Origin of the sequence: Acidovorax sp. Root219 (assembly GCF_001428665.1) — a bacterium.
Lineage (GTDB): Bacteria > Pseudomonadota > Gammaproteobacteria > Burkholderiales > Burkholderiaceae_C > Acidovorax.
The window spans coordinates 125,600-139,778 of record NZ_LMIJ01000014.1 but is presented as its reverse complement, the minus strand read 5'-3'; the positions used below and the strand labels follow the sequence as shown (position 1 = coordinate 139,778).

Annotated in this window: 13 protein-coding genes; 8 read left to right on the top strand and 5 right to left on the bottom strand. The window is 67.4% G+C overall.

Annotated features, from left to right (window positions below; all coding sequences use genetic code 11):
* Nucleotides 1-40: 40 nt before the first annotated feature.
* The 3 genes from ASE28_RS16555 to map all read left to right on the top strand — a co-directional run bounded on the left by ASE28_RS16555 (nucleotide 41) and on the right by map (nucleotide 3,310).
* Nucleotides 41-2,161, top strand: a complete 2,121-nt coding sequence (locus ASE28_RS16555) for a TonB-dependent receptor domain-containing protein (protein WP_057267851.1) — start codon at nucleotides 41-43, stop codon at nucleotides 2,159-2,161.
* A 76-nt stretch (nucleotides 2,162-2,237) separates the two neighbouring features.
* On the top strand, nucleotides 2,238-2,507 hold the full coding sequence (locus ASE28_RS16550; RefSeq protein WP_057203009.1) for a ParD-like family protein: 270 nt from the start codon (nucleotides 2,238-2,240) through the stop codon (nucleotides 2,505-2,507).
* Nucleotides 2,507-3,310, top strand: coding sequence for a type I methionyl aminopeptidase (gene map / locus ASE28_RS16545; RefSeq protein WP_057267571.1), 804 nt, complete (start codon nucleotides 2,507-2,509; stop codon nucleotides 3,308-3,310). Before ASE28_RS16550 ends, map begins: the two co-directional genes overlap by 1 nt.
* 26 nt (nucleotides 3,311-3,336) lie before the next feature.
* On the opposite strand, the gene ASE28_RS16540 is transcribed toward map, so the two are convergent.
* Entirely contained in the window at nucleotides 3,337-4,248 is a 912-nt protein-coding gene (locus ASE28_RS16540) for a LysR family transcriptional regulator (RefSeq protein ID WP_057267570.1), read from the bottom strand.
* Nucleotides 4,249-4,350: 102 nt separating this feature from the next.
* Here ASE28_RS16540 and ASE28_RS16535 point away from each other — a divergent pair, with 102 nt between their 5' ends.
* Complete coding sequence (locus ASE28_RS16535; RefSeq protein WP_057267569.1) at nucleotides 4,351-4,827, top strand: ester cyclase; 477 nt, start codon at nucleotides 4,351-4,353, stop codon at nucleotides 4,825-4,827.
* Nucleotides 4,824-5,747, top strand: coding sequence for an NADP-dependent oxidoreductase (locus ASE28_RS16530; RefSeq protein ID WP_057267568.1), 924 nt, complete (start codon nucleotides 4,824-4,826; stop codon nucleotides 5,745-5,747). The genes ASE28_RS16535 and ASE28_RS16530 overlap by 4 nt, the downstream gene beginning before the upstream one ends.
* Nucleotides 5,748-5,784: 37 nt before the next feature.
* On the opposite strand, the gene ASE28_RS16525 is transcribed toward ASE28_RS16530, so the two are convergent.
* The 3 genes from ASE28_RS16525 to ASE28_RS16515 are packed head-to-tail and all read right to left on the bottom strand — an operon-like array spanning nucleotide 5,785 to nucleotide 10,223.
* Nucleotides 5,785-7,671 carry a bifunctional diguanylate cyclase/phosphodiesterase gene (locus ASE28_RS16525; RefSeq protein ID WP_057267567.1) on the bottom strand — a complete coding sequence of 629 codons (1,887 nt, stop codon included), beginning with the start codon at nucleotides 7,669-7,671 and terminating at the stop codon, nucleotides 5,785-5,787.
* A complete protein-coding gene (locus ASE28_RS16520; RefSeq protein WP_057203006.1) occupies nucleotides 7,668-8,210 on the bottom strand; it encodes a YfiR family protein in 543 nt (180 codons plus the stop codon). Before ASE28_RS16520 ends, ASE28_RS16525 begins: the two co-directional genes overlap by 4 nt.
* Before the next feature lie 3 nt (nucleotides 8,211-8,213).
* Nucleotides 8,214-10,223: a TonB-dependent siderophore receptor gene (locus tag ASE28_RS16515; RefSeq protein WP_235516149.1), complete on the bottom strand. Its 2,010-nt coding sequence runs from the start codon at nucleotides 10,221-10,223 to the stop codon at nucleotides 8,214-8,216.
* Between the two features lie 199 nt (nucleotides 10,224-10,422).
* Between ASE28_RS16515 and ASE28_RS16510 the strand changes: the two genes are divergently transcribed.
* Nucleotides 10,423-11,718 carry an aspartate carbamoyltransferase gene (locus ASE28_RS16510; protein ID WP_057267849.1) on the top strand — a complete coding sequence of 432 codons (1,296 nt, stop codon included), beginning with the start codon at nucleotides 10,423-10,425 and terminating at the stop codon, nucleotides 11,716-11,718.
* Between the two features lie 57 nt (nucleotides 11,719-11,775).
* A complete protein-coding gene (locus ASE28_RS16505; protein ID WP_057267566.1) occupies nucleotides 11,776-12,729 on the top strand; it encodes an AEC family transporter in 954 nt (317 codons plus the stop codon).
* Here ASE28_RS16505 and pdxH read toward each other — a convergent pair.
* On the bottom strand, nucleotides 12,726-13,364 hold the full coding sequence (gene pdxH / locus ASE28_RS16500) for a pyridoxamine 5'-phosphate oxidase (protein ID WP_057267565.1): 639 nt from the start codon (nucleotides 13,362-13,364) through the stop codon (nucleotides 12,726-12,728). The genes ASE28_RS16505 and pdxH overlap by 4 nt on opposite strands.
* Nucleotides 13,365-13,446: 82 nt before the next feature.
* On the opposite strand from pdxH, the gene ASE28_RS16495 reads away from it, so the two are divergent.
* Nucleotides 13,447-14,019: a TetR/AcrR family transcriptional regulator gene (locus tag ASE28_RS16495; protein ID WP_057267564.1), complete on the top strand. Its 573-nt coding sequence runs from the start codon at nucleotides 13,447-13,449 to the stop codon at nucleotides 14,017-14,019.
* The last annotated feature ends 160 nt before the right edge of the window (nucleotides 14,020-14,179 follow it).

Below are 14,179 nucleotides of genomic sequence, written 5' to 3'. Positions count from 1 at the left end.
GAATGCGCGCACCTGCGCCTGGCCTTTGCCTACGAACACCATGACGACACCACAACGCCACTTCACCCCTCGCCGTACTGCCCTGCATCCCACCTTGCATCCCGTGGCCCTGGCCGCCATGCTGGCGATCTCGTCGGGCGGCAGCTTCGCCCAGACGGCTCCCCCCGCAGCGCCCGGCGCCGCAACCAACGCATCCACCCTGCCTTCCGTCACGGTGTCTGCCAGCGGCCTGCAACTGGGCGCCGGCGAAATGACCACGCCGGTGAGCGTGCTCGAAGGCGACGAACTCGTGCGCCGCCGCGAGGCCACGCTGGGCGAAACCCTCAACAGCGAGCCGGGCATCACCAGCAGCCACTTCGGCGCGGGCGCGAGCCGCCCCATCATCCGTGGCATGGACGGCCCGCGCGTGAAGGTGCTGTCCGATGGTGCCGAGCTGCACGACGCCTCCACCATCAGCCCCGACCACGCCGTGGTGTCGGAGCCCTTGCTGGCCACGCAGATCGAAGTGCTGCGCGGTCCTTCGGCCCTGGTGTATGGCAATGGCGCCGTGGGCGGCGTGGTCAACGTGCTCGATGGCAAGATCCCCACCGCCATTCCGCAAAAGGGCTATGAAGGCAGCGCCGAGCTGCGCGCCAACACCGGTGCGCGCGAGGGGGCAGGGGCCTTCTCGCTGACCGGCGGCGCCGGCAATCTGGCCGTGCACGTGGAAGGCGTTTCTCGCGATGCCGGCGACTACCGCGTGGGCAAGGGCTGGGCGCCCAATGGCGAGCCGGCCAAGAAGGTGCTGGGCAGCTTCAATCGCACCGACACGGGCAGCGTAGGCCTGTCCTGGGTGGGCGACCGGGGCTACCTGGGCGCCGCGTACACGCGCCAGACCGCACGCTACGGCCTGCCCGGCCACAACCACAGCTTCGAGGGCTGCCACACCCATGGCGACCACCTGCACTGCGGCGAGCATGGCGACGACGATGGGCATGACCATGACCACGGCGCCGAGGCCGGCGACGTGCCGGTGGTGGACCTGCGCAGCGAGCGCTTCGACGTGCGCGGCGAGCTGCGCAACCCGTTTGCCGGCTTCTCGGCCCTGCGCCTGCGCGCGGGCGTGACCGACTACGTGCACGACGAGGTGGAGGACGGTGCCATCAGCACCACCTTCAAGAACAAGGCCTACGACACCCGCCTTGAGCTGCAGCACGAGCCGATTGCCGGCTTCAAGGGCGTGTTCGGCCTGCAGACATCGCAGCGCAAGTTCAGCGCCGAGGGGGAGGAGGCCTACGTGCAGCCCACCACCACGCGCAAGACCGGCCTGTTCGTGCTCGAGGAATACCGCCTGGGCGACTGGCGCTTCGAAGGCGCGCTGCGCCATGACCGCCAGACGGCCGAGGCAGAGACTTCGGGCATCGAGCGCAGCCACAACGGCACCTCGGCATCGCTGGGCGCCGTGTGGCAGTTCACGCCCGGCTACCAACTGGGCACGTCGCTCACCCGCGCCAGCCGCGCACCGTCGGCCGAAGAGCTGTACGCCAACGGCCTGCACATGGCCACCAGCACCTACGAGCGCGGCAATGCCGACCTGCGCTCCGAAACCTCGCAGAACATCGACCTGAGCCTGCGCAAGACCAGCGGCGACACCACCTTCGGCGTGAGCGTGTTCCGCAACCGCATCAGCAACTACATCTACGGCCGCACGCTCGACGAGGTGGACGGCCTGCAGCTGCTGCAATACGCCCAGGCCGACGCCACCTTCACCGGCATCGAAGGCCAGGTGCGCCAGCGCCTCACGCGCAACCTGGGCGTCACGCTGTTCGGCGACACGGTACGTGCCCGCCTGGCCGGCGGCGGCTTGCTGCCGCGCATTCCTGCCACCCGCGCCGGTGTGCGGCTCGATGCCAACTGGAACGCCTGGGACGGCCAGGTCGAATGGGTGCAGGTGGCGCGCCAGAACCGCGTGGCCGAGTTCGAGTCGGCCACGCCCGGCTACGGCATGCTCAACCTGGGCGTGAGCTACAGCGGCAAGGTCAACGGCGAGACGCCCTGGCAGGTCTACCTCAAGGCCAACAACCTGACGGACCGCCTGGCCTATGCCCACACCTCGTTCATCAAGAACGCGGCACCGCTGATGGGCCGCAACCTGACGCTGGGGGTCAAGGTCGCGTTCTGATGCCTGGGCCGGCCGCAGGGCCGGCCCAACGGCCCAGGGTTTACACGAAACGTATATGTTTCGTATAATTCTGCCCATGGGTATCGTCAAAATTTCAGACCAAATGCATGAGAACCTGCGCATTGCCAGCAATGCGCTGTCTCGTTCCATCAATTCACAGGCCGAGCACTGGATGCGCGTGGGCATGCTCGCCGAGCTGCACCCCGAGCTCAGCCACAGCCAGATCTGCCAGATGCTGATCCGCGCCGAACAGTCCGGCGGGTTCGATCTGGCCGTGCTGGCCCAGGCCTTGCCGTCTGCCGATGGTGGCAGCAAGCCCAGCGTTCAGGTAAGGCGGGTGCAGTGATGGGAGCCAGGCCTCCCCAGGTGATCATCAAGACGCCCGCCGAGATTGCCCAGTCGCGCATTGCCGCCCAGTTGGCGGCCCGGGTGCTGCAGATGATAGGCCCGTACGTGCAGCCCGGTGTCTCCACCGAAGCGCTGGACGACCGCTGCCGCGAATTCATCGTGCACGAGCTGCAGGCCATACCGGCCAACATCGGCTACCACGGCTTCACCAAGACGGTGTGCACCTCCGTCAACCATGTCGTCTGCCATGGCGTGCCGGCGGCCGACAAGGTGCTCAAGAAGGGCGACATCATCAACATCGATGTCGCCGTCATCAAGGATGGCTGGTTCGGCGACACCAGCCGCATGTACTACGTGGGTGAGCCCAACCGCCTGGCGCGGCGCCTGGTGGAGACCACCTACGAAGCCATGTGCGCCGGCATCCGCCAGGTACGCCCTGGCGCAACGTTGGGCGACGTGGGCCATGCCATCCAGAGCGTGGCCGAGCGCGAACGCTTCAGCGTGGTGCGCGACTACTGCGGCCATGGCATCGGGCAGATCTACCATGAGGACCTGCAGGTGCTGCACTACGGCCAGCGTGGCCAGGGCATCGTGCTGGAAGAGGGCATGGTCTTCACCATCGAGCCCATGATCAACGTCGGCAAGCGCGACACCCGCGAGCTGCCCGACGGCTGGACCGTGGTCACACGCGACCACTCCCTCTCGGCCCAGTGGGAGCACATGGTGGCCGTGACGGCCGATGGTTTCGAGGTGCTGACGGCCTGGCCCGAAGGCACGGGGAGCTATCCGGCGATTGCCTGAAAAGGGCAACTGCCGGGCGGGCACGCTCAGAGCGACTGCGCCTGGTCGGCGATCAATTCCCGCAGCCACTGCTGCGCGGGATGCGCATCGCCGCGCCGATGCCAGACCAGGTGGAAGGCGATGGGCTGCAGCGCCACCGGCGGCGCAAATATCGCCAGTTGCTGGTGTCCGGCCGAGTGCAGCGCCACGCGTCTGAGCAGTGTGGCCGCCATGTCCGTGCGCGCCACCAGCGCTGGCACCGCAAACAGCTGCGGCAGGGTGACGGCGAGGTGGCGGCGCCTGCCGAGCTGCGCCAGCGCCTGGTCGACCAGGCCATGGCGGTCCCCCTCGGGTGACACCAGCACGTGGGACAACGCCAGGTAGGTCTCCAGGTCCATGCCATGGCACGCCTGCGGATGGCCGCGCCGCACGATGGTCACGAACTCGTCCTGCAGGATGGGGCGGGTGAGGATGCGCCCGTCATGCTGGGTCGGAGGCACGCCTACGGCCGCATCGATGCTGCCTGCATCGAGCAGGTCCACCGCGCTGTCGCGGCCGCGCACGGCATGCACGTTCAACGACGCACCGGGCGCCTGCAGGCGCAGGGCCTCTACCAGGGCTGGAAGCAACACCATGGCGGGGTAGTCGTACAGGCCCAGGTTGAAGGTGAAGGAGGCGGTGGCCGGGTCGAACTGCGGCCGGGGCACCACAGCCGCTTGGATCTGCCGCAGCGCCTGCGCAATAGGCTCGGCCAGGTCCCGGGCACGCTGGGTGGGCAGCAGGCCGTCGGCGCTGCGCAGGAACAGCGGATCGGCGAACAAGTTGCGCAGGCGCGAGAGGGCGGCGCTCATGGCCGGCTGGCTCACGCCCACGCGCACGGCGGCGCGGGTCACGTTGCGCTCGTCCATCAGCGCGTCAAACGCGGCCAGCAGGTTCAGGTCGACGCCATAAAAATTCATAAATCAGATATTTATTTATATCGTCCATTTGTTGGACGGATTTTAGGGGCGTCCACAGAATCGCGTTATCCCTTGTGCAACCCCTTTTTCAAAGGACGACCGATGACCGAAACCCTCCCCCATGCCGAGCAGCTGCGCCAGGAGCGCCTTGCCGTGGAGACGCTGTACCGTGCCTTCAGCGACAAGAACCCCGATCTCATGGACCAGGCCGTGACGCCGGACTGGGACGACATTCCCCTGGCCCCCGGCCAGGGCCCCGGACCCGGCGGGCTCAAGCCAGTCATCGCGGGCTTCATCGAAGCCCTGCCGGACGTGCAGATCACCATCCATGATCTGCTGCAGCTCCCGGGCCGTGTGGCTGTGCGGGCCGAGATCACGGGCACGCACCGCGGTGCACTGTTCGGCATTGCGGCCACGGGCAAGCGGCTGACCATTCCCATTCATGAATTCCATGAGCTGCGCGATAGCCGCATCAGCCGCACCTGGCATCTGGAAGACTGGTTCGGGGCTTTCTTGCAGATGGGCAGCTTTCCGCCGCCGTCCGAAGGGGCCCAGCCCTCCGTCAAGGAGGCCGCATGAAAGCCCTGCGCATCCACGGCTTCGGCGGGCAGGACCAGGCCGTGCTGGAAGAGGCCGCGCTGCGTTCACCGGTCGACGCCCAGGTCGCCGTGCGGGTTGAGGCCGCCAGCATCAACCCGCTGGACCTCAAGATCCTGGCCGGCCATATGCAATCCGTGTTTCCGGTGGCGCTGCCTTACACCCTGGGCACCGATTTCGCAGGCGTGGTGGAGGCAGTCGGCCCGCTGGCCAGCAGGTTCCGCCTCGGGGACCGGGTGGTGGGCCGACTGGAACCCACTAAGGGTGGCGCCCTGGCGCAGGCCGCGCTGGTGCCGGAGCAGGCGCTCTGCCTGCTGCCCGCCAGCATGGCCTGGGAGCAGGCGGCAGCCTTGCCCACCGCGGCGGGCACCGCGTGGCTGGCGCTGTTTGGCGTGGGCCGGCTGCAGGCCGGGCAGCGCGTGCTGGTGCATGCCGCAGCAGGGGGTGTGGGCAGCTTCGCCGTGCAACTGGCGCGGCAGGCAAGGGCCTATGTGGTCGCCACGGCATCGGCCCGCAACCAAGAGCTGGTGTCCTGGCTGGGCGCGCATGAGGTGATTGACTACCAGGCGGGCGACTTCGCTGCGCAGGCGCATGGGCTGGACCTGGTAATCGACACAGTAGGCGGCCTTGCCACCGAGCGCTCCTGGCCTCTCATCCGCCCTGGAGGTGCCCTGGTGTCGCTGGTGGACCATGCCATCGCAGATCAGGGTGCGGTGCGCGGTGCGTTCGCCTTCTTCAAGCACGATGCATCGGTGCTGGACCGCATCGTCGAGCGCTTTGGCGCTGGACGGTTGCAGGTGGTGCTGGACACGGTCCATTCCCTGGATGGCGCGCATGCCGCCATCGACAAAGTGGCGACCGGTCATGCACGAGGCAAGGTGATCGTGCGGACGTCCCATTGAAGGACGAGGCAAGGGCAGGGCATTGCCGCACCCTTGTCTACCGCTTGCCCTGCATCGCCTCGAACTGCTCCACCGGCATGGGCCGCGCAAACGCAAACCCCTGCAGCACATCGCACCCGGCGCCCACCAGGTAGTCGATCTGCGCCTGGGTCTCCACGCCTTCGGCCGTGACGGCCAGGCCCAGGCCGTGCGAGAGGGCGATGATGGCCTTGACGATCATCCGGCTGTGCTCCTGCTCGGGCAGGTCGCGGATGAAGCTGCGGTCGATCTTGAGCCGCTTCATCGGCAGGCGCCGCAGGTAGGCCAGCGACGAGTAGCCGGTGCCGAAGTCGTCGATGGCCAGGTGCACGCCCAGCTGGCTCAGGCGGTGCAGCGTGCTGACGCAGGCGTCCATGTTCTCCATGAGCACGGTCTCGGTCAGCTCGATCTCCAGCAGGTGGGCCGGCAGGCCTTCCTCGCGCAGGATGTCCATCACGCGCTCCAGGAACTGCGGGTCGTTAAGCTGCCGCGCCGAGACGTTGACCGCCACGCGCAAGGGGTCCTGGCCCTGCGCCTGCCATCGCGCAGCGTCCCGGCATGCCGTGCGCACCACCCAGTAGCCCAGGTGCACGATCAGGCCGCATTCTTCCGCGACCATCACTGCCTCCAGCGGCGGGATATTTCCCAGCCTGTCATGCGACCAGCGCAAGAGCGCCTCGGCACCGATCATCTTCTGGTCCCCGGCCGAAAACACCGGCTGGTAGTGCAGGGCCAGGCCTTGCCCGTCCTCCAGCACCTGGCGCAGCGCTTTCTCGATGGCATGCCGGCGCACGGCAGCGAGGTTCATGGACGCGTCGAAGCGCTCGCAGCGGTTCTTGCCGAGGTCCTTGGCGCGGTACATTGCCGTATCGGCGCTGCTGATGAGGCTGTCCCGGTCCGGCGCGTCTCCCGGGTAGGTGGCGATGCCTGCGCTGCAGGTCACCATCACCTCCTGGTCCGACTCGACAAAGCCTTTCTCGAACACGGCGACGATCCTGCCCGCGTAGCTGCCAAGGGCTGCCTCGTCCATGTCCAGCCGCAGGATGACCGAGAATTCGTCGCCCCCCATGCGGCAGATGTCATCCCCCGCCCGCACCACCGACTGCAGGCGCTGCGCCACCTGGCGCAGCAGGCCATCTCCGGCGGCATGGCCGAAGGTGTCGTTCAAGGCCTTGAAATTGTCCAGGTCGATGTAGACCAGCGCCAGCTTGCTCCCCAGGGTCGACGCCCGGGCGATTTCATGCGCCAGCCGTTCGTTGAAGAAGTGCCGGTTGCCGACCCCCGTGACCGCATCCTGGTGGGCCAGCACCTGCAGGCGGTTTTCCGCCTCGCCGACCGCCGCGCGGCTGCGCAGTACCAGCGCGGTGGCCAGCGCCATGGTGCCCCCGGCGATCAGCAGTGCGCCGCCGAAGCGGATGACCAGGTGGGTGTAGACCTCGGCCATCGACTTGCGCAGGTAGATGCTGCCCGAGCTTTTGCCCCTGAACTTCACCGGTTTGGCCATCTCCAGCAGGTACAGGCTCTGGTACTCGAAGTCCCCGTTGCCGCCACCCGGCAGCGTGCCGGGCGCCACCTGGTCGCCATCGCGCTGGTACGAGGCGAGGAGGACGCCCTGCGCATCGTAGATGCCGGCCATCAGCACCATGGGCGAGGCCCTGAGTGCGCCCAGCATCTCTTCGGTGGTGTGTGCATCGCGGAACATCACGGCCGTGGAGACGTTGTCGGCCACGATGGCCGCTTCCACCCGGCTGTCTGCGAGCATGGCCTTGCGGCTGCTCCAGTAGTCGAAGGCCGTGAGGGCCAGGACCATGGTCAACAGGGCCAGTCCGGTGGCCAGCAGCCCGGTTGCCACCACGCGCGATGACAGCTGCGCTGAGTCGGTGGTGGCCGGGCTGTCGAAATTCATCGGGCCCCCCTGGACAGTCGCAGCAGGCGTGAGCTGACCGACAGGCCCGCCTTGCCGATCGCCTCGGCATTGATGTCGAAGACGATGCGGTCGCCCTCCCGGTGCAGGGTAATCATGATCTCCGCCGGGGCGGTGGCCGGGTCGTCGGCAATGGTCAGCACCGCCGTCTTGCCGGGCATGGCGCGCAAGGCACGCAGGGCGCGGTCCGTGTCCGCGCCATGCAGGACCAGCACGCGGCAGTCGTCGAGCTCGTTGGCCTCCCACAGCCGGATGCGGATGGGGTTGTCCTTGCGCGCGGGCCGCCCCTCCAGCGCCAGCAGGGTGCGCTTCAGGGGGCTGAAGGGGGACACGCAGATGGTCCAGTCGCTGCCCGCGCGGCCGTCCCCCTGGGGCCATTCGATGAACTGGATGAAGTTGAAGACATAGGCCGCCTTCATCTCGTTTTCGCCGACCTTCTCCTGTGCACGGCCCCAGGGGCAGCACGCAAGCACGCACAGGCCCGCCAAAAGGGCTTTGTGCAGGCGGTACACGTGCAGCATGGCCTAGAACGCGTAGGTGAGCTTGAGGCGCCAGGTTCTGCCGTCCTGCGCCATCGAGTCCCCGCGGATCTCGAAGGACGCCGGGTCGGCAAACCGCTTGTCGAACAGGTTGTACACCCCGAGGGCGACGTCGGTGCCCGCCAGCCGCGTGGTGTAGGTCAGGTTGGCCACCGCGTGGGCGGGCAGGCGCGATGCCAGCGTGCTGCGCGCGCCGATGGCGATGGCCTCCACCCCGTAGCGCCCTCGGGCCCAGGGGGCAGCGTCGGCGCCGCCGATGGCGCTGGACCAGTGCGCCTTCAGCAGGTGCCGGGGCGAATTGGCCAGTGTTTCGCGGGTGACGGCATCGCGCGCCCGCTGCCAGCTGTAGGCCACGCGAAACCGGGCATCGGGCCCCAGGCGCCTCTCGATTTCTGCCTCCATCCCGTACACGCCGGCACTGTGGGCGTCGCTGAACATGAGCCGGTCGGCCTGCAGCGCATCGCCGATGGCCAGCAGGTGCGACACGCGCGACTTGAACACCGTGACCAGTGCCCGCGTGGCACCCGAGGGGGCGTGCTCCAGCACCAGCTCCGTGGTGCGCACGCGCTCCGAGCGCAGGCTGGCCGTGCCCACCACCCCGCCAGGGGTTTCCACGCGGTAGTCGCGCTCATAGGCATTGGGGGGCCGGTAGGCCGTGCCATACAGCAGTTTGAGGGCCGTGGCGGGCCCCACCAGGTACACCAGGCCCAGGCGCGGGTGCAGGCTGCCCTTGCTGTCCGAGTGCTTGCCCCAGCGCAGCCCGGCGTGCAGCACCAGGTCGGAGCGCAGCGCCACTTCGTCCTGCAGGTAGATGCCCATGACATCGCCGCTGCTGCTCTTGTCCAGGTACTGCGCTGCGGGCGCCAGGTCCATGTTGCGCTGGGTGATGTCCAAGTCGCGCCGGTAGTCCACGCCCCAGGAGATCTTGTGCCGCTGCAGCGCCGTGCTGACCCATTGCAGTTCCGAGCCCACCCACCGGCCACGGCCAAGGTCCCGGTTGGCGGTGACGGGCGGGTAGTCGTAGACATAGTCGCCCACATACCGGTACTGGCCGCCATGGATGCGCGCCGTGAAATGCAGGGCCGGGCTCCACAGGCCTGCGTACTCCGCAGAGACGCGCGTGCTGGAGTCGGCCACGCGCGAGCGCGGGTCATTGAATACCTGCGAGAAGGCGGCCGTGGGCAGGCCCTTCACGCGTTCGCCATGCGACAGTGAGAGTGTCACGCCCCCGCGCCGCACCTTGGCAAACAAGGTGGTGCTGCGGTCGTAGTCCAGCCCTTGCGCGATCCCGTGGTTCTGCTGGGGCGTATCGTAGGTGGGGTAGTAGAGGTCATCGCCCCGGGTGGTGGAGCGCGATGCGGACAGCAGCCAGTCGCCACCGTGTTCGTCCACCGTGCCCAGCGTCCAGCGCAGCTTGGCGTGGCCGTGGCTGCCCAGCTCGGTGCTGACCTGCGCGCCCTTGAACTGCCGGCCCTCGCGCGTGATGATGTTGAGCACGCCGAAAAAGGCATTCGCGCCATACACGGCCGCACTGGGGCCGGGCACGAACTCGACGCGTTCGATCAGGTCGACGTCGATGGGGAAATCCGTGCCCACCGGCGCCTGGTCGTACAGGTTGTCATTGAACCGGACCCCGTCGACCAGCAGCAGCACCCGGGTGTTGTAGTCCCCGGGCGTGGAAAAGCCGCGCATGCCCAGGTAGTGGTAGGACCGGTCGTAGGACACATACAGCCCGCGCATGCTGGCCAAAATCTCGGCCAGGTTGCGGTACCCGAAGGTGCGGATGTCTTCGGAGGTCACCACACTGACCGCCGCGGGGGCCTCCAGAGCGCTCTGCAGGTAGCGGCTCGCGGTGCGGACCTCCATCTGCATCAGTTGCTCCAGCGGCAACTGGGCGACATCGGCCTGGGCGTGTGCCCTGGGCACCAGGCAAGCGGCCATGCAGATCCCGAGGGCAAGCCGGCTGCTTCCTGCATGGAGGGCTGTGTTGGTCATGGCATCCCTATCGAGTGGCATGTCTTGCAACGGCCACCAACGCGCATCAGATGGCGGTAACAACTGCTTGCATGCTACTCCTCTGGTGGTCGCTGAGGCCCGTGTTTACCTTAGTTCAAGATCACTGGCTCCTGAACTTTTTCAATAAAAATATACGCAATGCGTTTATTTGAAAACGCATTGCGTATAATTTATGGCCATGAACAGCCAACAAGACTTCCTGCGCGACGCCATGCGCCGCCTCAACCTGACGCGCGACGCGTTTTCCGACCGGCTGGGCGTGCGCCGACGGGCCCTGGACACCTGGCTGCTGCCAGCCGACTCGGGCGAGGCGCGCAGCATGCCGGAGATGGTGGAAAAGTTCGTCTCCGAAATCCTCGCGCACGAGGCGCGAGACACCGGGGCCGGGCCGGGCAGGGCGCCCGCAGCCAAGCCGCTGGCCCAGCGCATCGCGGCCGAAGGCCGGCCGCACCTGCTCTCGGTGGCCCAGTTCGACCGCGGCAGCCTGGAGGAACTGTTCCAGGTCGCCGACCTGATGCAGCCCATCGCCCGGCGTCAGAAGGTCTCGCGGGTGCTGGAAGGGGCTGTGCTGGGCAGCCTGTTCTTCGAGGCCAGCACGCGCACCCGGGTGAGCTTTGGCGCGGCGTTCTGCCGTCTGGGCGGCACGGTTTGCGACACGACGGGCTTCACCTTCTCGTCCATGGCCAAGGGCGAGTCGATCTACGACACCAGCCGGGTGATGGCCGGTTATGTGGATGCGCTGGTGGTGCGCCACCCCGAGCAGGGGGCGGTGGCCGAGTTCGCGCGCGCCACCAACATCCCGGTGATCAACGCGGGCGACGGCCCGGGCGAGCACCCGAGCCAGGCCATCCTGGACCTGTACACCATCCAGCGCGAGTTCTCGCGCCTGGGCAAGCTGGTCGACGGCACGCATGTGGCCCTGGTCGGCGACCTCAAGTACGGGCGCACGGTGCACTCGCTGATCCGCCTGCTGGCGCTGTACAAGGGGCTCAAGTTCAGCCTGGTGGCCCCGCCCTCGCTGGAGATGCCAGCCTACTTGCTGGAGCTGGTGGCGCGCAACGGCCATGTGATCGAGCAGACGGCCTCGCTGGAGGAGGGGCTGCGCGGTGCCGACGTGGTCTATGCCACGCGCATCCAGAAGGAGCGCTTCGTGGGCGAAGCCATTGAGGGCTACACGCCCGAATTCCAGGTGCGCAAGGCGTTGGTGGACGCGCTGTGCAAGCCCGACACCATCCTCATGCACCCGCTGCCGCGCGATGGCCGCCCCGGTGCCAACGACCTGTCCACCGACCTCAACCACGACCCGCGCCTGGCCATCTTCCGCCAGACGGACAACGGCATCCCCATCCGCATGGCCTTGTTCGCGGTGCTGATGGGGGTGGAGAACCAGGTGGCGCGCAGCATGCGCGATGCCGGCTGGCGCTCGCCCTCCCATGTGGGGCCCGATGACGCAGTGTTCGACGGGCTGGACTGAGGGAAAACCCTTGCAGGTACTACACTCGCAGGCTCCTCTCCCGCGCGCCGCTGCCCTGTGAACTCCCCCGTCTTCGCCTCCCTGATCCCCGTCGTCCTGTTCATCGCCATCGGCTTCCTGTCGGGCAACCGGGGCTGGATCAGGGCGGGGTCGGTCAAGGACCTCTCTAACCTGGTGTTCATGGTGCTCACCCCAGCGCTGCTATTCCGAACCATGAGTTCGGTGCACCTGGGCGATGTGGACTTTGCGCCCATCGCTGCCTACTTCGCGGCGGCGGGCCTGGTGTTCGGCGGCACCATGGCGCTGCTGGGCTTCACCAGCCTGGCAGCGGCCCGGGCGCTGGCCAACATGTTCAGCAACACGGTGATGATCGGCGTGCCGCTGGTGGGCCTGGTGTTTGGCGAGGCGGGCCTGGTCACGCTGTTCACCCTGATCTCGCTGCACGCGCTGATCCTGCTGACCGCGGCCACCGTGGTGTTCGAGCTGGCCGCGGCGCGCGAGCGCGCGGGTACGCCAGGGCATGAGGGCCGCTCCATGCTGCGCACGGTGCTCATGGCGGTGCGCAACGGCATCATCCACCCCATCCCCATGCCCATCATCGTGGGCCTGCTGTATGCGCAGACTGGGCTGCCGATCCCGCTGGTGATCGACAAGCCGCTGGAACTGCTGGGCCAGGCCCTGGGGCCGCTGGCGCTGCTGCTGGTGGGGGTGACGCTGGCCTTCACCACGGTGGGCACGCATTTCCGCGCGGCCATGCGCATCGCGCTGGTCAAGTGCCTGGTGCACCCTGTGGCCATGGCCGCAGTGGGCTGGGCCATGGGCCTCAAAGGCATGCCGCTGGCCGTGATGATCGTGGCCGCGTCGCTGCCCGTGGGGGCCAACGTGTTCCTGTTCTCGCAGCGCTACGAAGTGGCGCAGGACGAGGTGACGGCCAGCGTGGCAGTATCGACCGCACTGGCACTGATCACCATGCCGGTGGTGATCATCTTGGTGACCCGTTTTCTGGTTTAGGGCGCCAGCCGCTCGCGCACCCAGTCGGCACCGTCAAGCCGGTAGCGCAGCCGGTCGTGCAGGCGGCTCTTGCGGCCCTGCCAGAACTCCCACTGCTCGGGCTTGAGGCGGTAGCCGCCCCAGTGCGGCGGGCGCGGGGGCTTGAGCAGGAACTGCGCGCCATACTTGGCGGCGTTGGCCACCAGCACGCTGCGGCCCGGGATCACCTGGCTTTGGGGGCTAGCCCACGCACCGATGCGCGAGTCGAGCGGGCGGCTGGCGAAGTAAGCGTCGCTTTCCTCGTCGCTGACCTTTTCCACCACGCCCTCGATGCGCACCACGCGCTCGAGCTCCACCCAGTGGAACTGCAGCGCCGCAAATGGGTTGCCCGCGATCTGGCGGCCCTTGCGGCTGTCGTAGTTGGTGAACCAGACGATGCCGCGCTCGTCGAATCCCTTGATGAGCACGATGCGCGTGCTGGGGCGCAGGTCGCCGCCCACGGTGGCCAGGGTCATGGCATTGGGCTCGGGTACCTGCGCGGAAATGGCTTCCTTGAGCCATTGATCAAACTGCTGCAGGGGTGCAGCATGCGAGGCGTCTTCGTTGAGTTCGGCGCGCTCGTAGCTCTTGCGCAGATCGGCGATGGAGGTGGTCATGGCCACGATTGTGCATCCCCACCAGACGGGCCGCGCGGTGCTGGTTGTTGGCGAATAAAAATTCGCTTATATTGGCGAGGCGATGAAACCCAAAGACGATGAAAAGCAGCGCGCCATTGCGCAGGCCACCTTCGACCTGGTCGGCCAGACGGGCCTGAGCGGACTCACCATGGCGCAGATCGCGCGGGCGGCGGGCATTGCCACGAGCACGCTGTACGTCTACTACCCGTCCAAGGACGAGCTCATCAGCCAGCTCTACCAGGACGCCAAGACCGTCACCGCCGCGCGCATCATGGAGGGCGTGGTGCCCGGCCTGCCGTACCGCGCCCGGGTGCGCCGCATCTGGGGCAACCTGCTGCGCCACCGGCTGGACCAGCATGCCGAAGTGGTGTTCCAGGAGCAGTACTACAACTCGCCCTGGTTCACCGAGGGCAACCGCGAGTTCTCCACCCGCCTCATGGCCGGCTTTTTCGCGCTGATGCAGGAGGGCCAGCAGCAGGAGATCCTCAAGGCCGTGCCGGTGCCGCTGCTCACGGCCAGCCTGATCGGCTCGGTGCGCGAAACCGCCGGCCTGATACGCACCGGTGTCCTGCCCGACGACGAGGCCCTGCACCAGACCGCCTTCAGCCTGTGCTGGGATGCGCTCAAAGCATAAGCCGCCGATTTGCGCTTTAATCGAATAAATATTCTCTTAAAAATGCCGCGATTTCAACTGCACCTGCTGCGCCCTGACCGACGGCGATGGCGCCGCTGACCTGTCGGCCTGACATATCACCGCTTTACCGTTCTACCTGCTTTCCCTCAAAAATATCCCC